The 22,943-nt window shown below is 70.9% G+C and carries 11 protein-coding genes and 1 pseudogene; 9 read left to right on the top strand and 3 right to left on the bottom strand.

The features are described from left to right. Positions 1-326 precede the first annotated feature (326 nt). The 9 genes and pseudogenes from IE206_RS36890 to IE206_RS36850 all read left to right on the top strand — a co-directional run bounded on the left by IE206_RS36890 (position 327) and on the right by IE206_RS36850 (position 19,132). Complete coding sequence (locus tag IE206_RS36890) at positions 327-1,076, top strand: IclR family transcriptional regulator (protein ID WP_189970153.1); 750 nt, start codon at positions 327-329, stop codon at positions 1,074-1,076. A gap of 264 nt (positions 1,077-1,340) precedes the next feature. Next, complete coding sequence (locus IE206_RS36885; protein WP_189970151.1) at positions 1,341-1,730, top strand: transposase; 390 nt, start codon at positions 1,341-1,343, stop codon at positions 1,728-1,730. Between the two features lie 12 nt (positions 1,731-1,742). Continuing rightward, positions 1,743-2,264, top strand: a pseudogene (locus IE206_RS36880) (IS3 family transposase); the annotation flags it as partial. A gap of 9 nt (positions 2,265-2,273) precedes the next feature. Then, the gene (locus IE206_RS36875; protein ID WP_189970149.1) at positions 2,274-2,522 is read left to right on the top strand and encodes an integrase core domain-containing protein; all 249 of its coding nucleotides are present in this window, start codon (positions 2,274-2,276) and stop codon (positions 2,520-2,522) included. 626 nt (positions 2,523-3,148) lie between these two features. After that, complete coding sequence (locus tag IE206_RS36870) at positions 3,149-7,198, top strand: non-ribosomal peptide synthetase (RefSeq protein ID WP_189970147.1); 4,050 nt, start codon at positions 3,149-3,151, stop codon at positions 7,196-7,198. Further along, complete coding sequence (locus IE206_RS36865; protein WP_189970144.1) at positions 7,198-16,455, top strand: non-ribosomal peptide synthetase; 9,258 nt, start codon at positions 7,198-7,200, stop codon at positions 16,453-16,455. The genes IE206_RS36870 and IE206_RS36865 overlap by 1 nt, the downstream gene beginning before the upstream one ends. Positions 16,456-16,464: 9 nt before the next feature. After that, positions 16,465-17,520, top strand: a complete 1,056-nt coding sequence (locus IE206_RS36860) for a GSCFA domain-containing protein (protein WP_189970142.1) — start codon at positions 16,465-16,467, stop codon at positions 17,518-17,520. Next, positions 17,486-18,202: a hypothetical protein gene (locus IE206_RS36855; RefSeq protein WP_189970140.1), complete on the top strand. Its 717-nt coding sequence runs from the start codon at positions 17,486-17,488 to the stop codon at positions 18,200-18,202. Before IE206_RS36860 ends, IE206_RS36855 begins: the two co-directional genes overlap by 35 nt. Positions 18,203-18,259: 57 nt before the next feature. After that, positions 18,260-19,132: a TauD/TfdA dioxygenase family protein gene (locus IE206_RS36850; protein ID WP_189970138.1), complete on the top strand. Its 873-nt coding sequence runs from the start codon at positions 18,260-18,262 to the stop codon at positions 19,130-19,132. Between the two features lie 61 nt (positions 19,133-19,193). Here the strand turns inward: IE206_RS36850 and IE206_RS36845 are convergent, their stop codons facing one another. The 3 genes from IE206_RS36845 to IE206_RS36835 form a co-directional block, all read right to left on the bottom strand. Further along, on the bottom strand, positions 19,194-19,982 hold the full coding sequence (locus tag IE206_RS36845) for a SpcZ (RefSeq protein ID WP_189970136.1): 789 nt from the start codon (positions 19,980-19,982) through the stop codon (positions 19,194-19,196). 491 nt (positions 19,983-20,473) lie between these two features. Then, a complete protein-coding gene (gene aspA, locus IE206_RS36840) occupies positions 20,474-21,886 on the bottom strand; it encodes an aspartate ammonia-lyase (RefSeq protein WP_189970134.1) in 1,413 nt (470 codons plus the stop codon). Next, complete coding sequence (locus tag IE206_RS36835) at positions 21,883-22,938, bottom strand: asparaginase (protein ID WP_189970220.1); 1,056 nt, start codon at positions 22,936-22,938, stop codon at positions 21,883-21,885. The genes aspA and IE206_RS36835 overlap by 4 nt, the downstream gene beginning before the upstream one ends. Between the last annotated feature and the right edge of the window lie 5 nt (positions 22,939-22,943).

Below are 22,943 nucleotides of genomic sequence, written 5' to 3'. Positions count from 1 at the left end.
AACTCATCTACAGCGCCATATTCTCTGGCCTGCTCCTGCGGTTTGTCATACCGGGAATCGAAGCGGTGCCCAATCTAGCGAAGCCTCACCGGCGGGGCGAATCTCGGTCCGTTGAGCGGACCGTTCACGCCAGGCACTCGATCCACACGCGGCAGAGCAGTCGATTCAGCCTCTCCTGCCGCAGCGGAACCAGGCCCATCAGAGGCAGAATATCGAACGCATCCGGAATTAATAATTTTCGGTTCCCCCGCCGGACCAGCCATTTATCATGCGTTTAGCCCCGCCCGGTGAAATTGCTCCCCACGCTGAAACAAAGGGGGCATCGGATGGTCGGCTCGACGGCAGAACTCGCAGGTGAACGGCCGTCTCGCGGGCGCGGAGTGCTGGATGGCGCCTTCGCGTTGCTGGAAGCGCTCAGGGAGGCGGAGGAAGCCGGACTGACAGCGCTGTCGGCCAGCAGCGGGCTGCCCAAGGCCACGGCGTACCGGCTCCTGGAGCAGCTGGCCGAACTGGGCGCGGTCGAGCATCGTGGCTGCCGATACCGGATGGGTTCCCGGGTGTTCCGTCTCGGCCTGGGGTGGCAGCCACATCCACGGCTGCGCGCTGCGGCGGACACCCCGATCCGGCAGCTGGCCGCCGCCACGGACGCCTCGGTCGCGATCTGTGTGCTGCGCGAGGGGCGGACGCTGGCCGCCTTCGGCGTTCCAGGCATGGTGGACCACCTGGCGCCGGTTCGCCCGGGGGCAAGCTGGCCGTGGCATACCTCCGCAGGCAAAGTTCTGGTGGCATTCGCCCCGCCCGAGGCGCCCCTGAGCTCCCTGCCCGCGTCCTGGTCGCGCGAGGCTTCCGCCATCCGGGAAACGGGCGTATGCCTGGATCGGGAGGAGCTGATCACGGGGGTGTGCTGCGCAGCCGCGCCAGTGACCACCCAACACGGCGACGTCGTCGGAGCCGTCTGCGCCATGGTCACGCCCTCACAGGACATCACCAAGATGGCGAACGCCGTCCAGCGTGCCGGACGGATTGTCAGTGCAGGGCTGCGGCGCCCGACAATCAGTAGCGTGCCGCTTCGGTGAGGCTCTCCGATTGCCCGCCGCTCCGAGGAGCAGGCGCCGTGCAGACCTACAAGGGCGGCTACGGCTACCACCCGCTGTCGGCCACGGGCCTCCGGCCGGGCGGGCAGCCATGCGAGGTTGAGGCAGGTAAGAGGCGGGTTGTGTCGGGGCATAACGCCTGCTTGCCGGAATGGGCGGTTGCTCGCAGAAGCTCATGTGAACCTTCCCCTTGATCGTGGACACCTGGAGACTGGGATCTTGAGGTTCCAGAGGAAGTAGCACCAGGTGGGAAGCAAGTACACGAAGCGGTACACGGAGGAGTTCAAGCGGGACGCGATCGCGCTCGTCGACTCCTCGGGCAAGACGGTCACCGCGGCGGCCCGGGAGCTGGGCACCAGTTCCGAGTCCCTGCGCGGCTGGTACCGCAAGGCCAAGGCGGACCGGAGCGAAGGCACCTCCAGCGAATTGAGCAGTGCCGAGCGCGAGGAGCTCAAGCGGCTGCGGCGGGAGAACCGTGAACAGCAGCAGACGATCGAGATCCTGAAAAAGCGACCGCCTTCTTCTCGTGAAGGAGAACGACCGGTGAGCGCGTTGTACCGCTTGATCCATGCGGAGAAGGCGAACTACCCGATCGTGCCGCTCTGCCGGGTGCTGCACGTCGCCCGCTCCTCCTAGTACGCGTGGCGCGAGGGCGAGGCCGCCCGCCAGGCCCGGCAGGCCGACGACGCGCTCGCCCACGAGATCACGGTGCTGCACATCGCCTCGCACCGCACCTACGGGGTCCCGCGCATCCACGCCGAACTGCGGCGGCTGGGACGGCGGGTGAACCGCAAGCGCGTCGCCCGCGTGATGCGCGAGCACGACATCCAAGGCGTCACCCGACGCAGGCGCCGCTCGCCGACCCGGCCTGACAAGAAGGCGAAGCCGGCCCCGGACCTGATCGGCCGCGACTTCCGTGCCGAGCGGCCCGGGATCAAGCTGGTCGGCGACATCACCTACCTGCCCACCGCCGAGGGCCGGCTCTGCCTCGCCTGCCGGCTGGACCTGGCCACCCGCGAGGTCGTCGGCCATGCCATGGCCGACCACCACCGCGCCGAACTCGTCGTCGATGCCCTCGACATGGCCCACGGCCGAGGGAACCTGGAGCCCGGCTGCGTGATCCACAGTGACCGCGGCAGCGAATACACCTTGCCCCAATTCCGTTCTTGAATACGGGAGTTGGGGTTGCAGGGCAGCTGCGGACGCACCGGATCATGCTTCGACAACGCCGCCGCGGAGAGTTTCTGGGCGCTGCTCAAAGAAGAGATCGGCACCCGCATCCGGCTCGACCGGGCCACCGCCCGCGCCGAGGTCTTCACCTTCATCGAGACCTTCTACAACCGCCGCCGCCTGCGCAAGCACAAGACCTTCGGCTACCTCACACCCGCCGAGACCAGACAGCGACACCAACACGCCCTCGCGGCATAACCGACGAGTGTCCAAGATCAAGGGGAAACTTCACGTAGGAAGTCTGCGGCTCTTTCAACCCCACTGCCCGAGGGACACAGGGCCCCTCGCTCGCCGGGCCCCTGGATTCCGGAATTCCTCCACGCCAGAACTACCCACGGCGCTCCCGTCGGAAAGAGACTCCGTCAGGAGCGTCCGGCATGGAAATCACGGTCCCTGTTGGCTGAGGTCAGTGATTCGCCTCAACCTGCCTCAGGGATCAGGTGAGACGCAATATTCCGGCGGCCACTTTGCCCTTCCGTACCTGTCCTCTGGGCCGTTCGGGCAGAACGATCGGTCGGCGGCGTGTCAGGGTGACACCCCCGGTCGAACGACCATTGACAGACTCAGAACCACTGATCAATCATCTCAACCACCGCTCGGGGGATCAGATCCAGCCGCCGACGCGGCCGTTCGATCGCTCGTGTACGACACATCGGACCATGCGCCGGAATTCCCTCTGGAATCCCCCGACTCCCGCAGCACTTGCCCTGTTTATTTCAGTCCATGCAGTGCGCTGCGGGGACGCATCGGCACTCTCCAGACCCCGCTGAGACATATATCCGGTCCCGGCTGTGAAAAGGCATCCCGCAGAGGAAGAGCTGGCCTTGCCCGCGAACCAAGAATTGCGTCGTTCCATCCCCGAATCGCCCGTCGCGACATCCCGGCAGCCCGCGCCCGTGCCGCTCGTCGACCGGACCGCTCCCCTGGCGCTGTCCTACGCGCAGCAGCGGCTGTGGGTCCTGTCGCAGATGCAGGGCGCGAGCGAGGCTTACCACATGCCCATGGCGGTGGAATTGCGCGGCGCATTGGACCGACCGGCACTGGGCAGGGCGCTTGACGCGCTTGTTGCCCGCCACGAGGTGCTGCGTACCCGCTTGGTCGCCGTGGCGGGCGTGCCGTTCCAGCGGGTCGGCCCCGCCGACGCGGGCTTTCCCCTCGCGGTCGCGGATCTCACCGGCGCAGCCGATCCACGGGCTCAACTCGCCGTGCTTCAGCGGGAGGAGGTCACGGCGCCGTTCGACCTGGAGCGCGGGCCGCTGGTCCGGGGGCGCCTGGTGGCGCTCGGGGCCGAACGCCACGTCCTTCTGCTGACGTTCCATCACATCGTTTGTGATGGGTGGTCGATGTCCGTGGTGAACAGGGAACTCGGCGCGCTGTACGCCGCGTTCAAGGCGGGCGGCGACGACCCGCTGTCCGTGCTGCCCGTCCAGTACGCCGACTACGCGGCCTGGCAGCGGCAGTGGCTTTCCGAGGGCGACGCGGAGCGGCAGAGAACCCACTGGCAAAAGACCCTCGCGGGCGCCCCCGCACTCCTGGAACTGCCCACGGACCGGCCGCGTCCCGCCGAGCAGGACTACCGGGGCGCGCAGGTGCCCGTCACCATCGACGAGGAACTGACCTCCGCACTGCGGGCGTTGGGCAAGCGGACCGGCAGCACCCTGTTCAAGACCGTGCTGACGGGCTGGGCGCTGACCCTGTCGCGTCTGGCAGGCACGGAGGACGTGGTGATCGGGGCGCCGGCGGCCAACCGGACCCGTCCCGAACTCGAAGGTCTCATCGGCTTCTTCGTGAACACCGTCGCGCTGCGGGTCGACCTGTCGGGCGAACCGACGGTGGCGGACCTGGTACGCAGGACGGATGCGGCCGCGCTGTCGGCGCTCGACCACCAGGACCTGCCCTTCGAGCAGGTCGTCGAGGCGGTGAACCCTCCCAGGAACCTCGGGCACACCCCGCTGTTCCAGGCGATGCTGGCCTGGCAGAAGGTCACCGAGGAAACGTTGGAGCTGCCCGGCGTCGAGAGCGTGCCGCTGGAGTTCCCGCGCTACACCGCCGCGTTCGACCTGACGCTCTGCCTCACGCCGCGGGACGGCCGCGTGACGGGGAAGCTCGACTACGCGTCCGCGCTCTTCGACGCGGCGACCGCGGAGCGCCACGTACGCCAACTGCTGTATGTGCTGCGGCAGATGGCCGACGACCCGCAGCGGCCCGTCGCCGACCTGACACTCCTGGACGAGCGGGAACTCCATCAGGTCCTGGTGGAGTTCAACGACACCGAGCGGGCGCCGACCCCCACCGGTCTCGTGGAGCGGTTCGAGGCCTGTGTGCGTGAGCGGCCCGACCAGGTCGCCGTGGTCCACGAGGGTGAGCGGCTCGACTACGCGACGCTGGACCGACGCGCCAACCGCGTCGCCCAGGCCCTGATCGCCCGGGGCGTGCGCACCGACCGGGTCGTGGGGCTGCACATGGGCCTCTCGGTCGATCTGGTGGTCGGCATACTCGGCGTGCTCAAGGCGAGCGGCGCGTACCTGCCGCTCGACCCCGCGCTCCCCCACGAACGCCTCACGAACATGGTGGCCGACTCGGGCGCCGTGCTGGTCCTGAGCGACACGGACGGCGCCCCCTCGCCGAGCGCGACGCCCCGGGACGACAGCGCCCCGGGGCCCGAAGAGGCGCCGGTGACTCCCTGGCTGCGGCTCACCTCCGTCGAGGCAGGCGCCCCGTGCGACGACGCACCCGGGACGCCCTACCGGCCCGACGACCTCGCGTACGTCATCTACACGTCGGGTTCGACCGGCCGCCCCAAGGGCGTCGCGGCCACCCACCGGGGCATCCTCAACCTGCTGGACTACTGGAGCGACGAGTTCGGCGCGACACCGGGACTGCCGTCCGCGATGTGGCCGAGCTTCGCGTTCGACGCCTCGGTGCAGGAGTTCCTGCTGCCGCTCACCACGGGCGGCGTGCTCCGGCTCGTACCGCAGGGCGTGCGCGAGGACCCCGAGACGCTGATTGCCTGGATGCGCGAACACCGCGTCGTGGACATCCTGCTGCCGCCCTCCTTCGTGCGGTGGATCTGCGAGGCTCCCGAGGAGCGGCTGGCGGGCCTGGCGCTGCGCTGCGTCCGCACGGGTCTGGAGCCGCTGCCCGAGGACGCGCTGCACCGCATGGAGCAGGCCCTGCCGGGGCTGCGCGTGCTCAACGGCTACGGGCCCACCGAGACCGCGCTGTACTGCACCGCCCAGCTCGACCCGCAGCCGCTGGCACGCCAGGCACCGATCGGCCGCCCGGTCGCCAACACCCGGACGTACGTGCTGGACGAGCGGATGCGGCCGGTGCCGATCGGCGTCGCGGGTGAGCTGTACATCGCGGGCTCCGGACTGGCCCGCGGCTATCTGAACCGGCCGGAACTGACCGACGAGCGGTTCGTGCCCGACCCCTTCGTGCCCGGCGCGCGCATGTACCGCAGCGGCGACATCGTCCGCTGGCTGCCCGACGGCCAGTTGCTGTACGTCGGCCGCCGCGACCACCAGGTCAAACTGCGCGGCTTCCGGATCGAACTGGGCGAGATCGAGGCGACGCTCCTCGAACAGCGGGGCGTGAGCGAGGCCGCGGTCCTCGCCGACCGTGACGCCGCCGGTGAACCGCGGCTGGTGGCCGCCGTCGGGGTGGGCGACGCGGAGCCCCGGCCGGTGGCCGAGTGGCGTGCCGCGCTCGCCGTTCGCCTGCCGGGCCACATGATCCCCGCGGTCTTCGTCGAGCTGCCGAGGCTGCCGGTCACCGACAACGGCAAGCTGGACCGCGCGGCACTTCTGACTCTGGCGCACACCGGCCTCCCCGCCCAGGTGAACCAGGCGACTCCTCGCGACCACATCGAGCTGACGCTCTATCAGATATGGCAACGGGTCCTGCTGCGAAGCGAGATCGGCATCCGCGACGACTTCTTCGACATCGGCGGCACCTCCATCTCGGCCATCAAACTGGCCCACGCGATCCGGGAGGCGTTCGGCGAGGCCCTGTCGGTCCGCGACGTCCTGCTGCACCCGACCGTCGAGGACCTCGGCAGACGGCTGCGCCGGGGCGCGTCGGGCCCGCCGCCGGGCAACCTCCTGGACTTCCGCGCCGGCGACGGGAGCGCCAGGGTCGTCTGCGTCCATCCGGCGGGCGGCACCGCCTTCTGCTACCTGTCGCTGGCCAAGGCGCTGCCGGACTCCCTGGGCGTCCACGGCATCCAGTCGCCGGGCGTCAACCCCGGTGAGCCGTTCCTGCCCACGGTCGAGGCCATGGCCGCTTCGTACCTGGAGCTCATCGCCCCGCTGCTCGACGCGCCGCTCGTCCTCACGGGCCTCTCCTACGGCGGTCTGGTCGCACACGAGATGGGGCGCCGCCTCGCCGCGGCAGGACACGACAGAGTGAGCGTGGTGCTGCTCGACACCCAGGGCACCGACGATCCGGAGCGCCGCGCCGCCGTCACACCGGTGGACATGGCGGAGTTCCGCGACAAGCTGGTCAAGTTCAACGGGATGTACCCCGGCATCGACGACCGGCAGATCGAGCAGTACTTCCACATCTACAACCACAACCGGCTCACGGCCGCCTCCCACATACCGGCGCCGACATCCGCCCGCACGGTCCTGATGCAGGCCGTCGAGGGCGCCCCGGAACCCCTGCTCAAGGAGGTACGCGGCTTCTGGCGCAGTCGCGCCGAAGGCGACTACCTGGTGGAGCCGGTGCGGTGCGACCACTGGGAGATGCTGGAGTCCGAAGCGGTGCTACGGGTGGCCGCGACGATCGACGCGGAGCTTACGGACCTTGCCGGAACGCTCCCGCCCGCGACCGCCTCACGGACCACCGGTGCCGGCTCGGCACGGGAGAACTGATGGATGCCGCACCGCACTTCCCCGCCCCCGGCCTCGCCGCCGCCGTACTCGACCGGGCCCATCGCCACCCGTCGGCGCCCGCGCTCATCGACGGCGAACACACCCTGGACTACGCACACCTCGACACCGCCAGCGCGGCCGTCGCCGATGCCCTGCACCGGCACGGTGTGCGGCCGGGACAGGCGGTCGCGGTCTGCCTGCCGCGATCCCGGCAGCTGGTCTGCGCCATGCTCGGCATCCTGCGCCTGGGCGCGGTGGTCGTTCCCCTGGACGCGCAGAGCCCGCCCGAGCGGCAGCGCCACATCCTGACCGACTCGGCGAGCGTGGCGGTGCTCCACGGCGCCGCGCCGCCGAAGGGACTCCCCGGGGGCGTACGGCCCCTGCCGGTCGACGAGCTCCTCCGCTGCGGCGCGGACTCCCCCGCGCCGGATCCGCACACCGAGCCGAAGGGCGCCGCACCGGTCTCCTTCGTCTTCTACACCTCGGGCACCACAGGACTGCCCAAGGGCGTCGAGGTGCGGGACGCGGGAATCATGCGCCTCGCCCGCCCCGGGTACATCGCCCTTCGCGAAGGCGCCCGCTACGCGTGCCTGTCCAACCCCGCCTTCGACGCGCTCAGTTTCGAGGTCTGGGTGCCGCTGCTGACCGGCGGCTGCTGTGTGATCGTCGACGACGAGACGGCGCAGACGCCCGACGTGCTGGCGGCCGAACTGGAACGGCTGCGCATCGACACCCTCTTCGTCACCGTCGCGCTGTTCAACGCGGTGGTCGACCAGGTGCCGCACTGCTTCGCCGGCGTCGGCCAGGTGCTGGTGGGCGGTGAGCAGCTGAACGCCCGGCTGATCCGCCGCTGGTACCGGTCCAACGTCACCAGTACCACCCAGCTCTACAACGTCTACGGCCCCACGGAAGCCACGACGTTCGCGCTGTGCCACCCCATCCCCCGGGACTTCGCGGGCGATGTGGTGCCCATCGGGCGGGCGCTGCCGGGCACCGAGGCCCTCGTGCCGGCCGAGGGCAACCGCCCTGCCGAGCCCGGCCGGACCGCCGAACTGTGCCTGGCGGGCGAGGCGTTGGCCGTCGGCTACCGCAACCTCCCCGAGGAGACCGAGCGCCGCTTCGTCACCCTGGAGCGGTCCGACGGCATCCCGGTGCGCCACTACCGCACCGGCGACCTGGTCCGGCTCGACGCCGCGGGGCGGTTCGAGTACGTCGGGCGCGCCGACCGCCAGGTCAAGGTGCGCGGCTTCCGCATCGAACCGGGCGAGCTGGAGCGTCGGATCGTGACGCACCCCGCGGTCCGCCAGGCGTACGTCTGCACCCGCCGCGAGGCGAACGGCGTCAACGAACTGCTCGCGTATCTGACCCTCGGCTCCGCGTTGTCCTTCGACGACTTCCACCGGCACTTGGACGCCGCCCTGCCCGCGTACATGCGCCCCCACCAGACCTACCTGGTCGACGAGTTGCCGCTCAACGCCAACGGCAAGGTCGACCGGGAGGCCCTGCTGGGGCGCGACGTCGCACCGTGGCGGCGCACCGGAGCCGCCGGGGCCGATGACGTCCGCACCCCCCGGCAGCGGGAGGTCCTCGCCCTCGCGGAACGGATCCTGGGCATCGAGGGCCTGTGCCTCACCGACCGCTGGATCGCCTGCGGCGGCGACTCGCTCCGGGCGCTGCGGCTGCGCTTCGAGGCACGCCGGCTCTGGGGCTGCGAATTGCCCCCGTCCCTGGTGTTGCGGAGCGACTTCGCCGAGCTGGCGGCTGCGACGGAGGCAACCGCCTGCTCCTACCCCGACGTCACCGCACCGGTGCCGACCGACGCGGCGGGTCCGCGCACCGCGCCCGCCACCTCCGAGCAGCAGCGGCTGTGGCTCCTGCAACAGCGCGATCCGGCGTCCCTCGCATACAGCGTGCCGATGGTCTTCCGCGTCGACGGCGCTGCCGACGTCAGCGCGCTGCGCGACGCGCTGCGACGTCTCGTGGCCCGCCACCCCGCGCTGCGCACCTCCTTCACCGCTACACCCGAGGGTCTGGTGCAGACGGTGGACGAGCCGTACGACCCGTGGACCGAACCTCCGGCGGAGGCCCTGCGCGACGCGGCGGGCCGAAGAGCCTTCACCGACCAGCTGTTCGCCACGCCCTTCGACCTGGCACGGCCCCGGTTGTTCCAGGCGTGCTGGCTGCCCCGCTCGGGCGGCGGCGACCTGTACGTGTGTATGCATCACATCGCGGTCGACGGCTGGTCGCTCAATGTGCTGTTCGGCGAGCTGTCGGCCGACTACGCGGCAGCCGTCGGCCACGCGAGCCAGGCAGCCACGCGGCCGGCGCCGACGCCGCTCGACTACGCCCGCTGGCAGTCCGAGTGGTTCAACCAGCCCGCCTACCGCACCCAGCGCTCCGAACTGGCTGCCCTCTACGGCGAGTTGATGCACGAGCGGCCCGGTGCGGCCGACACGGCGCCTCTGGAACCCGTGCACCCGGCGGGCGGCCCCATGGGGCGGCTGCTGCACAGCTCCCTCGACTCGGCCCGTCGCACCGCGCTCGACCGGCTCTGTGCCGACCTCGGTCTCACCCGCTTCCACGTCCTCCTGGGCGTCTACGCCTGGAGCCTGTACGGGGCCACCGCCCGCACCCGGCCACGGATCGCCGCGCCGGTGGCCAACCGACCCGTGCAGGACTTCGAGTCCAGCGTCGGCATGTTCGCGAACACCGTGCTGCTCCCCCTGGATGTGGCCCCGCGCGAGCACCTGCGCCCCCAGCTCCTGCGGTACGGCGCCGCAGCCCAGGCGATCCTGGACCGCCAGGACGTCGTCCTCGCCGACGTCGTCGCCGATCTACCGGGCCCGGCGGGCAGCACACCGTTCGACTTCATGTTCGTCCTGGAGAACACCGACTTCGACACGCTGGCGCTGCCCGGCTGCGACGTCCAACCGCAGTGGCGGGCACCGCTCGACGCGAAGTGTCCCCTGACCCTGTCGGTGGTCGAGCGGGCGACCGGCCTCGACTGCCTGTGGGAGTACGACGCCCGTCACTTCGACGCGGCCGAAATGGCGTCTCTGGCCGAGCTGTTCGAGAGCGGCATCGAGGCGCTCACCGATGGTGTCGACCGTCCACTGTCCGAGCTGGTGGCACCGCTGCGTCGTCGGCTGCCCGAGCCGGGGCGCGCCGATTCGGCTCCCCTCGCCCACGTCACCGTCGCCGAGGGCTTCGCCCTTCAGGTATTGCGCACGCCCGAAGCGCCCGCACTGGTGCACGCGGGCCGCAGCCTCACGTACACCCAACTGGACGCGAGAGCCGGCGCGTTCGCCGCCGAGCTCCAGCGGCTGTACCCACCGGTGCCCGGAGACAGCGGCCCCCGCACTGTCGCGCTGTACCTCCAGCCATCGCCCGAACACGTGGTGGCGCTGCTGGCGCTGGCCCGGCTGAACCTGACCATCGTGCCGCTCGACCCCGCCTATCCGAAGGAGCTGCTGCGGCAGATCCTGGCCCAAGTGGAGCCGCTGTGCGTGCTGGTGGCAGCTGAGGACGCGGACGCCCTCGACGCCATCGCTCCCCGTGGCCTGCCGCGGCACCGGGTCCCCTCGGTGGACCACGTTCCGTCGGCCGTCCCCGCGCTGCCGCCGCACGACGGCCGGCGTCCGCTGTACACCCTGTTCACCTCGGGCTCCACCGGCACTCCCAAGGGAGTGCAGGTGTCCGACCGGACGCTGTGCAACCTGCTGCAATGGCAGCGTGACTCGGGGGGCCTGGGATCCCCCGCCGTCACTCAGCAGTTCTCCATGCTGTCCTTCGACGTCTCCTTCCAGGAAATCTTCACCACGCTGTGCGGCGGTGGTGTGCTGCATCTGGTGCAGCCTTCATGGCGCCACGACGCGCCCGCTCTGCTCGACCAGCTCGAAGCGGCGGGTACCGAGCGCCTGTTCCTGCCGTACGTGGCCCTGAACCTGCTCGCCGAGCACGGCGTGCGGCTCGGCCGCTACCCCTCCCGGCTGCGCGAAGTGATCACCGCGGGCGAGCAACTGCTGTGCACCGATGCCATCCGCCGCTGGTTCGCCGGACTGCCCGGCGCCCGTCTGTTCAACCACTACGGGCCGACCGAGACCCATGTGGTCAGCGGCCTCTGTCTGGACGGCGATCCCGCCCACTGGCCGGAGCGCCCGGCCATCGGCAGACCGGTGACGGCTGCCTGGCTGCGTGTGGTCGACGAGGCGGACGAGCCCGTACCGCCGGGCCGCACCGGTCATCTGCTCATCGGCGGCCCGATGGCCGCACCCTGCTATCTGGGCGACGCGCGGCTCAACGCGGAGCGCTTCGTCGAACTGCCCGGCCTGGGAACCTTCTACCGCAGCGGCGACCTGGCCCACTTCGACCGGGACGGCCTGCTGCACTACCAGGGCCGCGACGACCAGCAGATCAAGCTCAGCGGCCACCGCCTGGAGCTCGGCCAGGTCGAGGCGGCACTGCTGCGCCACCCCGACGTCATCAACGCGGTGGTGGCACGGGACGGTGAACGGCTCGTCGCCTGCCTGGAGTTCCGCCCCGGGATCACGGCCCAAAACCCGGCTCCAGGTCCCACGGGCGCGGAGCTGACACGCCATCTGGCGCCGCTGCTGCCGCCGTACGTACGGATCGACCGATTCCGTCGCCTGGCGAGTCTGCCGCTCACACCGAGCGGCAAACTGGACCGCCGCGCGGCCCTGACCGCGCCCGGTGACGAACTGCAATCGCCGAATGCCGTCTCCCAGGACCCGTCGGTCCTGACGCCCCGCGAGGCCCGGTTGACCGAACTGCTCACCGAACTGCTCGGCCGGACCGTCGCCCCCGATGAGCGGTTCTTCGACGCGGGCGCCTCCAGCCTCGATCTGATGCGCTTCCAACTGCGCTGCACCGCCGAGCCCGGTCTGAGCTTCACCGTCCCCGACCTGTTCGAGCACGTCACCATCCGCCGCCTCGCCGCGTTCCTGGACGGTGCGCTGCGCACGACCGACACGGACCGCCCCGCGCACGCCGTGGTGGACGAACCGATCGCCGTCATCGGCATGGCCGTACGGCTGCCGGGCGCCGACGACCTCGCCTCCTTCTGGGAGATGGTGCGGACCGGAGCACGCGGCGTGGAGCACTTCGAAGCGGCCGACGGACTGGTCGGCGCGCGCAGTCAGATGTCGGGACTCCTCTCCTTCGACCCCGAGCACTTCGGCATCAGCCGCCAGGAGGCGCGGCTGATGGATCCGCAGCAGCGCCATCTGCTCATGAGTTCCGTGCAGGCGCTGGCCCATGCGGGGATCGCGGACCCGTCCGGGCAGCGCATCGGGCTCGTCGCCGGCTGCGGTGAGAACACCTACTTCCAGTCCCTGCTGCGCGAGGCCGACCCGGAGCAACTGCCGGACGGCTTCCAGCTGGCGCTCCACCACGACAAGGACTTCCTCACCACCAAGGTCGCCTACCACCTCGATCTGACGGGCCCCGCGTTCACCGTGCAGGCCGCGTGCGCCAGTTCACTGGTCGCCGTGCACGTCGCGGCGGGGCTGCTGCGCCAGGGCGAGGCCGAGGTCATGCTGGCGGGCGGGGTGCTCGTCGACACGCTGCTGACGGATGGCTACGCGTACCGCCCTCAGCACATCTTCTCCAGGGACGGTCACTGCCGGCCGTTCAGTGACGACGCCGACGGCACGATCGGCGCCAGCGGTGTCGGTGTTGTGGTACTCAAGCCGCTCAGCCTCGCGCGACGCGACGGCGACACCGTGTACGCGGTGGTCACGGGGTCGGCACTGAACAACGACGGTGCGGGCAAGCTCAGTTACAGCGCGCCCTCGCTTCTGGGCCAACGCGAGGTGATCCGGGCCGCGCTGCGCCGCAGTGGCCGAGACAGCGCCGACCTGGGATACGTCGAGGCGCACGGCACGGGCACCCGGCTCGGCGATCCGGTCGAGGTCGGCGCGCTGCGCCAGGCGTTCGACCTGGCCGAGGCCGACCGATGCGCGCTGTCCTCGGTGAAGAGCCAGATCGGCCATCTGGGAGCCGCGGCGGGAGTGGTGGGTCTCGTGCGGGCCGCCCTCGCCGTCCACCACGGGCTGATTCCGCCCAACGTCGGCTTCCGCACGCTCAATCCCCGGATGGGCCCCGACACGGCGCCGTTCCACGTCCCGGCCGCAGCGGCGCCCTGGCCCGCGGGACGGCCCCGGGTGGCCGCCGTGAGCAGCTTCGGCATCGGCGGCACCAATGCCCATCTGGTGCTCGAAGCAGACGGAACACCGGAGGGGGTGAACCCCCAACTCCCCTTCATTTCATGCCTGTTGCTCTCCAGTACCAGCACTGCCGGGCTGCGCGCCGACGCCGCCCGCATCGCCGACTACCTTCAGGCAAGGCCCGAGGCGTACGCCCTGGTGCTCCGCCATCTGCAAGCGGGACGGCCCGCGCGCCGCCTGCGGGCCGCGGCGGTCTGCGCCGACGCTTCCGAGGCGGTGGCCTGGCTGCGTACGGTGTCCGGCGTCGAGGTGACGGCACGCGGGGAGGAGTGCCGCGCCGTGGAGCACACGGCCGGTGATGTGGTGACCGCGTGGCTGTCCGGCCGGCCGGTCCACTGGCCCGCCGGACCCGCGGGGGCTCCCTGGGACTTCCCGCCGCCGAGCTTCGCGCTCGCCGAGTACGACTTCGAGCGCGCCACGGCCCCGGCCGGCGACGGAAGCCCTCAGCGCCTGCCCGAGGCCGACTGGCTGCACCAGCCGCACTGGGTCCGGCTGAGCCGTGCCGTCTCCGCGGCCGGGCCGCGGATGGCGGGAGTGCTGGTGGCAATGACCGTCACCCCCCTGCCGTCCGACGCACTGGCCCCCTTCGCCACGGTTTACGACCGGGTGGTACGCGTCAGCGCTGCCGACGCCTTCGCCCAACTCGCGGCCGACGTCTACGAGGTGAACCCGGCCGACCCCGGGTCACTACGGCAGTTGCTTGACGCACTGGCTCCGGCGTCGGCCGACGCGAACGAGGTCGGTGTCGACTGGCTGCACGCGCTGCCGCTGGCGGTCGACGGGCCGATCGGCGAGGAGGCGCTGGCGCACGCCCGCTGGGCCTGCCTGGACACCCCAGCCGCCCTGCTGCGGGCGGCCGGCGAACTGTCGCGGCCACTGCGTCTGCGGACCTGGTGGCTCTCGTACGGGGCACAGCCGACCGAAGGTGACGTGTGGCGGCCGGAGTTGGGGCTGCTCGCGGGCGCGGGAGAAGTGGCACCACAGGAGTGTGCCCTCCAAGGACACTGGGTGGACCTTCCCGGCGCGGACCCGGCCGACTGGAGCGGGGCCCTTGCGGCGCTCCTCGCCGGGACCGACGCCGCCTCGGAACTGCCCCGGCGTCTCGCGCTGCGGCAGGGCTACTGGTGGCGACAGGCGCTGCTGCCGGTGCCCACCCCCGTCACCACGGCGCCCTTCGCGCTGCCCGCTGCCCCGGCCACGTACCTCGTCATCGGCGGCACGGGAGGCATCGGCCGCTCCCTGGCCGCGTGGCTCCTCGCACACTCCGAGTGCCGGGTCGTCCTGCTCTCCCGCGGTGCACGGCTGCCCGCGGATCTCGCCCCGTGGGCGGACCGTGTCGCGCTGGTCGAGGCCGATCTGGCCGAGGACGCGCTCGACGTCATCCTCGCCAGGATCGCCTCGCACACGAGGGGAGCCGGCGGGATCGACGGCTTGGTGCACGCCGCGGGCTCGGCGGGCGGCGGGCTGATCTCCCGGCGCGACAACGTGGCGATGCGGCGGGCCACGGCCGCCAAGCTGCGCGGCACCCTGCTGGTCGAGCGGCTGATCGAGCACTATCGGCCGGGCTTCGCGGCGTACTGCTCGTCGATGTCCGCGCAGTACGGCGGGGTCGGCCAGTTCGACTACGCGGCCGCGAACGGTCTTCTGGACGGCTTCGCCCGATACCGCTCGGACGCCACCGCCACCACGCTGCGGATCGGCATCGGCTGGGACATCTGGAGCGAGGTCGGCATGGCCCGGGACGCCCTGCGCTCGGACGCCCGCCACCAGGAACACCTGGCGGTGGGTCTCGCGGTCAAGGAGGGGCAGCGGCTGTTCGCACGAGCGCTGCAACTCCAGCTTCCGCATCTCCTGGTCTCCACGACCGACATCGAGCGGGCTCACGACTTCTACGCCCCGTCAGCGGCGCCGGAGGCGGTACCGCGCGCAAGGCGCACACCCGTCACGCAGAATGCGGAACCACGGGAAGCGACCGCCGCCCGGCTCAGCGACTGGCTGCGCGGCTGGCTGGGACTCGACGGGATCGACCCGGACGTCTCGCTGTACGACCAGGGCGTCGACTCGCTGACCATGCTCGACCTCATCGCCAAGGTCGAGCAGCACTACGGCGTCGTCCTCGAACTCTCCCAGCTGGGCCATCGCATCAGCCTCAACGGTGTGCTGGCCCTCACGGGGGAAGCCGAGGACGCCGGTTCCGGTGCGGCTCCCGGTGTGGACCAGGTGCCCATCGAGGTGTGGCAGGAGGGCACCGGGAACGATGTGGTGTGCCTAATCCATCCGGTGGGCGGAGACGTCCAGGCATACCGGGCGCTCGTGTCGGTCCTCGACCCGCACCTGACGGTCTGTCTGATCCCCGACCCCGTGCTGCGCAGCCCCGACCTGCCGTCCTGGTCGCTGGCCGAGCGGGCCCGCCACTACCACGCCGCGCTGCGTGCGCGATTCCCGCACGGCCAGTGGCGCTGGCACCTCGCGGGCTGGTCGTTCGGCGGCTGGGTGGCACACGCCGTGGCGGCCGAGGCGGAGGCGGCCGGCCACCCGGCTACCGGGCTCCATCTGCTCGACCCGCCGCCGCCGGACGCGGGGCCGCACTTCCTGGCGTACGACGAAGCGCGGTACGAGGCGGTCTTCGCGCACGAGCTGAGCCAGGGCGGAACGGGACAGGGCGGCACGGACGGAAGCCGTACCGCAACCGGACCGAGCCCGCAGGCGCTGGCGTACGCCGAGCGTCTCGCGCGCTGCTGCCGGGCCAACGTCGCCGCCATGGCACACCATCGACCGCCCCGGCTCACCGGCACGCCCAGCCGTCTGTGGATCGCGACCCGCCCGGTGGACGGCCTGCCGGTGCTGGGCTCCCCCGAGGAGCAACGGCGGCTGTGGGAGGAGCGGTTGCCGCTGCTCGACGGCTTTCACGAGCTCGACACCACGCACTACGGGATCGTCAGGGCCCCTTGGGTACGGGCGGTGGCCGACGCCGTCAACAACGCGACCGGGACGGCTGCCGAGCCCCGCTGAGAGGACGTCATGACCCCCTATCGATCGCTGCCACCGCGCTCGTTCTGGCGCACCGCCGTGGCCGAGCCCGAACTGCGGGAAATCGGTGGCCTGTGGACCCCGAAGTTCGCCCTCGGCCAGGACGACGTGATCCTCACCGCGGGATCCTGCTTCGCCCGCCACATCGGCCGCGCGCTGCTGGAGCGCGGCATGAACTGGCGCGACGCCGAACCCGCCCCGCCGGGCCTCACCCGCGCCGAGCGCGAGGCACGTCACTTCGGTGTGTTCTCGTTCCGCACCGGAAACATCTACACCGCCGCGATGTTGCGGCAGTGGCTGTCCTGGGCGTTCCACGAGGCCGCGCCTCCCGGGGAGGCGTGGATCGAGGACGGCCGTTTCTACGATCCCTGGCGCCCCTCGGTCGAGCCCGGGGGCCATGCTTCGGCCGACGCGGTGGCACAGGCACGGCTGGCGACCCTGGCGGCGATCCGTGGCGCCGTGACCGGGGCGAGCTGCCTCGTCTTCACACTCGGACTGACCGAGGCATGGCGCGACCGCGCCGATGGCACGGTCCACCCGGTCTGTCCGGGCACCGTGCGCGGGACGTACGACTCCGGCCGGCACGTGTTCCACAACTTCACCTTCGCCGAGGTGTACGACAATCTGTCAGCCGCCATCGCGCTCGCCCGCACGGCCAACCCCGGACTGCGCGTCCTGCTGACCGTGTCTCCGGTACCGCTCACGGCGACGGCGACCGGCGACCACGCGCTCACCGCGACCACCTACTCCAAGTCCGTACTGCGCGCGGTGGCAGGGCAGTTGACCCAGGAGCTCGACCACGTCGACTACTTCCCCGCCTACGAGATCGTCACCGGCTTCCCCTTCAAGGCCGTGTTCTTCGAGCCGAACCTGCGCACGGTCACGCCGGCGGGTGTCGACTTCGTGATGGGCCAGTTCTTCGACGCGCTCACCCGCGGCCCGGCCACCACGACGGCCCCCGCCACGCCCGCCCCCCGGACCGCTCCCGCCACCGTAGAGGACATCCAGTGCGATGACGCCCTACTCGACTACTACAACCCCCACTGACACCGCCGGCGCGACCGCCGCCAGGTTCCTGCTGCTCGGCGACTCGCACGCGGGCCCGATCGGCCGGGCGGCGAAGGCTGCCGGCATCTCCTTCTCGGGCGGTCCTGTCGGTGCCGGACGGGAGTTCAACGCCGGCTTCTTCGACCTGCGCGGAAAGGACGTCGTCTTCCGGGGCTCCGAGACGGACGGCCTCTACCGCACCTTCCTGGACGAGTTGGGTGTCACGGGGCTCGACGCGCTCGACGTCCCCCTGGTGTGCACCTTCGGCTTCAGCGCCCATTTCATCGCCACCACCGCGAACTGGGACATCTACCGCGTCCACGGGGGCGGCTTCGCGCCGGGCTTCCTCCGGAGCCGCCTCTTCGACGACCTGGTACGCGCCACGGTCCGCGACGCCCTCGCCTTCTACGCCCATGCCCGCGCCCTGGGCCTGCGGGTGGTGTCGGTGATGCCGCCGCAGCGGGTGCCGAGCATGTCGGACCCGTCGGTCTTCCGGGCGGCGCAGGAAACGATGCGCCGCGCACTCGTGGAGCTCGGCGTCGAAGTCGTGGACCTGCGGGACCGCGTGACCGACGAAGCGGGCCGCCAGCGGCCGGAGTTCAGCGAGGCGACCGACGAGATCCACGGCAGCCTCGCCTTCGGCCGGCTGATCCTGGCCGATCTGCTGGACCGGGGGCTGTGAAAGACCGGCGCCCCGCATTCCTCCCACCCGTGACCGACGTCCAGGAGGACGCAACCAATGGAACAGTTCGCGCTGGATGCCATCGCACGCATCACCACCGAGCCACCGAAGCCCTACGCCACCATCGCCGTCGAACCGCTGACACCCGTCATAGGTGCCGAGGTGTCCGGCCTCGATCTGTCCAAGGACCTCACCGACGACCAGTGGGCCGAGGTCAAGCACGCTTTCCTGCGCCACCATGTCCTGGTGTTCCGGGGCCAGGAGCTGACGGACGAGGACCACAAACGCTTCGCCGGGCGCTTCGGCGAACTGCATCCCGTGACGCTGCCCGTCGAGGGCTCCGATCCGCACGTCCTGGAGATCAGCGCCGACAAGGAGTCGCGCGCCGTGGCGGGTCACGGCTGGCACGCCGACGGCACGGCCGACCTCAGGCCGTCGCTCGGTTCGATGCTGTACATCACCCGCACCCCCGAGGTCGGCAGCGGCGGCGACACCATGTTCGCCGACATGCATCTCGCTTACGAGATGCTGTCGCCCGCCATGAAGGGGCTGATCGACGGAATGACCGCGGTCCACGACGGGCTGCTCGCGTGGCAGGGACAGACCCCGCCGCCCGAGTACGACGTCCCCAAGAACGTGCACCCGGTGGTGGCGCGGCACCCCGAAACCGGCCGGAGACTGCTGTTCGTCAACAACGTCTACGTCTCACACATCGAGCAGCTCTCGCGCCGCGAGAGCAGATCGGTCATCGACATGCTGTGCGACCACATCGCCAGTACCGCGCTCCTGCACTGCCGCGTCCGCTGGACGCCGGGCACGCTGGTGTTCTGGGACAACCGCTGCGTGCAACACCACGCGATCTGGGACTACTTCCCGTACACCCGTTACGGCAGGCGCGTCGCCATTCGGGGCCACCGCCCCACTGCCTGACGCACCGCACCGGTCGGACCTGCGGCGGGACTCTGTTCCGGCCGCAGGTCCGCCCTCGTCCTCAGCTCGCGCCCCGGCCCACACTGTCGGCGAGCCCGTCGGCCAACCGCTCGCACGCCGCCCGGTAGCGACCCGGCCACCCCTCCCCCGCGCCGTCCGCACGGGCGAAGGCGAGGGCGCAGGCATGCACGTATGCGAACGGATACGCATCGGCCAGAGCGTGCTCATCGGCGTCAGCGAAGGCGGCCGCCAGGGCCCGGGCGTTCGCCAGGGCGTTGGCGTCGGCGAAGGAACGGGCGTTGGCATCGGTGTTGAGCTCCGCGTAAAACGAGGCGAACTCGGCGGCCCTCTCCTCGCCGTAGTCGTTGTCCATGGCGTAGGCGTGCGCGCCGGCGGAGGCGGCGGCATGAGCGTCGGCGTACGGATAGGCACGGCGGTACACCTCGGTCAGCGCGGGCACCAGGGCCCCGGCCCACTCCGTCTCCGTGACCCGTTCCCCTGCCAGGGCTCTGCTGTGCAACCGCCGTACGCCTTCCTGGTCCTCGCCATCGGCACCGCACCGCACACTCGCCTGCGTCAGCAGGGGCACTACGGTGCGCACGTGCCAGTCGTGCACGACCCGGAACGGCACCTGTCCACCCAGCCCGCCCATCCCGGCGTGCAACCGTCGCGCCCACGCATCGGCTCGGCCGGAGTCCTGACCTCCGAACAGCGAGGCTGCCATCTGTACGAGCCACGCGGCCGGTTGGGGCCCCAGCGCCGGGCTGCCGCCCACCGACCCGTACGGACCCTCCGCGAGCCGAGCAACAAACTCCTCAACTGCCCCTGTGGCAGCGGGTATTCGCGTCATGCGCCTGTCTCCTGTCCGGATGCCGTCCCCGCTGATCAGTCTGCGGCCGATTGATCAACAGGTCCATACCTGCAGATCGGCGAATCCCTGGGGCGTTCCCGCGGCGGATGCACCACCAAGGTCCGCCTCGTCACCGAGGACGGTGCCGGCCCTCAGCCTTCGACCTGACGCCCGGACACTACGGTGACGGGCCCAAGCTCCAGCGGGTCCTGGAACAGGCCTCAATGCATTCGAACCGAAGTCGACCGACCTCACAGCCCCCCCCGAACCGTCGCCACCCGCTGAGAGAAGCGTGCCTACATCCGCCTCGCACCATCACACTCGCAGCACTCACCATCCGGCCCAGAACGTGATCCAGGGGACCGTGTCACCTCACTGGCAGCTCGGCATACGGCTCATCTTCCGGATCAACGGGAGTGTCCAATCAACGGCCCTGGCTCACATGCGGTGGTGACGGAGGGCAGGGGCGCTCCAACCGCCCGGCGGCCGGGTCAGAGCTTCGGCGAACCGCTGCCCGCGAGCACCTCGGGCCGTAGCAGCGCCTGCAGCCGCTCGGCTGGCAACAGGCCTTTCTCCAGTACGAGTTCGGCGACGCCACGCCCGCTGGCGAGGGCCTCCTTGGCGATGCCAGTGGCCGCCTCATAGCCGATGTGCGGGTTGAGGGCGGTGACCAGGCCGATGGAGTTCTCCACGGCGGCCCGCAGTTCCGCCTCGTTCGCCGTGATCCCGGCGACGCACCGCTCGGCGAGGGTCAGGCAGGCGCGCTCCAGGTGCATGATGCTCTTGGAGAGGGAGTGCAGGATGACCGGCTCGAAGGCGTTCAGCTGGAGCTGCCCGGCCTCCGCGGCCATGGTGATGGTGACGTCGTTGCCGATCACCTCGAAGGCGACCTGGTTCACGACTTCTGGGATCACCGGGTTGACCTTGCCGGGCATGATGCTCGAACCGGCTTGCACCGGCGGCAGGTTGATCTCGTTCAGGCCCGCGCGCGGCCCGGACGACAGCAGCCTGAGGTCGTTGCAGCTCTTGGAGAGCTTGACGGCGATCCGCTTGAGCACGCCGGACATCTGCACGAAGGCACCGCAGTCCTGGGTGGCCTCGACCAGGTTGGCGGCCGTCACCAGCGGAAGGCCGGTGATCCCGGCCAGGTGGCGGCGCGCCGACTCGGCGTATCCGGCCGGGGCGTTGAGGCCCGTACCGATCGCCGTGGCGCCGAGGTTGATCTCCTGGATCAGCTCGACGGCCTCCGCCAGCCGGCTGCGGTCCTCCTCAATCATGACCGCGTACGCCGAGAACTCCTGCCCCAGCGTCATCGGCACGGCGTCCTGGAGCTGGGTGCGGCCCATCTTCAGGACGTCGCGGAACTCGACGGCCTTGCGGGCGAAGGCGTCCTGGAGCACGGCCATCGCCTTGACCAGACCGCACACCGCGAAGACGGTGGCGATCTTGACGGCGGTCGGGTAGACGTCGTTGGTGGACTGGCCGAGGTTGACGTCCTCGTTCGGGTGCAGGTGCTGGTACTCGCCCCTGGTGTGGCCGAGCAGCTCCAGCGCTCGGTTGGCGACGACCTCGTTGGCGTTCATGTTCGTCGAGGTGCCGGCGCCGCCCTGGATGACGTCGACGACGAACTGGTCGTGCAGCTTGCCGTCACGGATCTCGCGGCATGCCTCGACGATGGCGGCGGCCTTCTCCGGCTCCAGCAGGCCGAGTTCCTCGTTGGCGAGGGCGGCGGCCTCCTTGACGGCGGCGAGGGCATCGATCAGGTGCGGGTACGCGGAGATCTGCGTCCCCGAGATGGGGAAGTTCTCCTCGGCGCGCAGGGTGTGTATGCCCCAGTACGCCTCGGCGGGTACGTCGCGGTAGCCGAGCAGGTCGTGTTCGCTGCGGTGGGCTGCGGAGGTCATGGCTGTGCGGGCCTCTTTCGGAGGTGGACGATTCGCTCGGTCAGGTTTGCGTTGGGGAGAGCGGAGAGAGAGCGGACCGGCCGGATGCTGCCGACCGGCTTGCCGCCTCCGAGCAGCGGTTCACCCGCGAACTCGGCGAGAGCCGCCGGGTCGATGCCGGCGCGGGCGAGGGCCGCGGCAACGACCGGTATGCGCGCCCGGCTCGCCCCGTCGGAGATCTTCACGGCGATGACCCGGCCGTCCGGCAGGGCGACGACCTGGACACCCTCGAAGCCGTCCTTGGTGAGGAGCCCGGGCACGGCGCGCATCAGCGCGGCGGCGTCGCGCCCCGAGCCCGAGGCCATCTCGGCGTGCTCGCGCATCGCGTCGGCCACTCGGGCCTCCGGGGTGCCGGCCGGCGAGGTGATGATCCGGGCCGCGGCGCGCGCGAGCCCGTGCAGCGAGACGGAGAACAGGGGCGCGCCGCAGCCGTCGACGGTCACCCGGGCGATCGCCTGGCCGGTGAGGTCCTCGACGGTCTCGGCGATGGCCCGCTGGAGGGGGTGGGTGGGGTCGAGGTAGTCCCGCAGCGACCAGCCGTTGCGCTCGCAGGTGTACAGCATGGCCGCGTGCTTGCCGGAGCAGTTCTGCGCGAGCCGGGACGGCAGGCGCCCCTCGCGCACCCAGGTGTCGCGCACAACCGGGTCGTACGGGAGGTCCGGGACGTTGCGCAGGTCGTCCTCACGGACCCCGGCCAGCTCCAGGATGCGACGGGTGCCGGCGAGGTGCCGTGTCTCGCCGGAGTGGCTGGCCGCGGTCAGCGACAGTAGCTCCCCGTCGAGCGGCAGCCCCGCCCTCACCATCGCCACCGCCTGCAGCGGTTTGAGCGCCGAGCGCGGGTAGAAGGCGGCTTCGATGTCACCGAGTTGGAGCTCCACGGCCGAGTCGGCGCCGAGGAAGACGACCGAGCCGTAGTGGATGCCTTCGACGACTCCTCCGCGGATGAGGTGGGCGACCGGGGCGTGGAGGGGCTCCCGAATCACAGGAGCCTGAGCCACCGGACTTCCGTACAACACTG

The organism is Streptomyces violascens, from assembly GCF_014649955.1.
GTDB classification, from domain to species: Bacteria; Actinomycetota; Actinomycetes; order Streptomycetales; family Streptomycetaceae; genus Streptomyces; species Streptomyces violascens.
The sequence above is the reverse complement of the archived record's forward strand: the minus strand, read 5'-3'. Positions and strand labels throughout refer to the sequence as shown.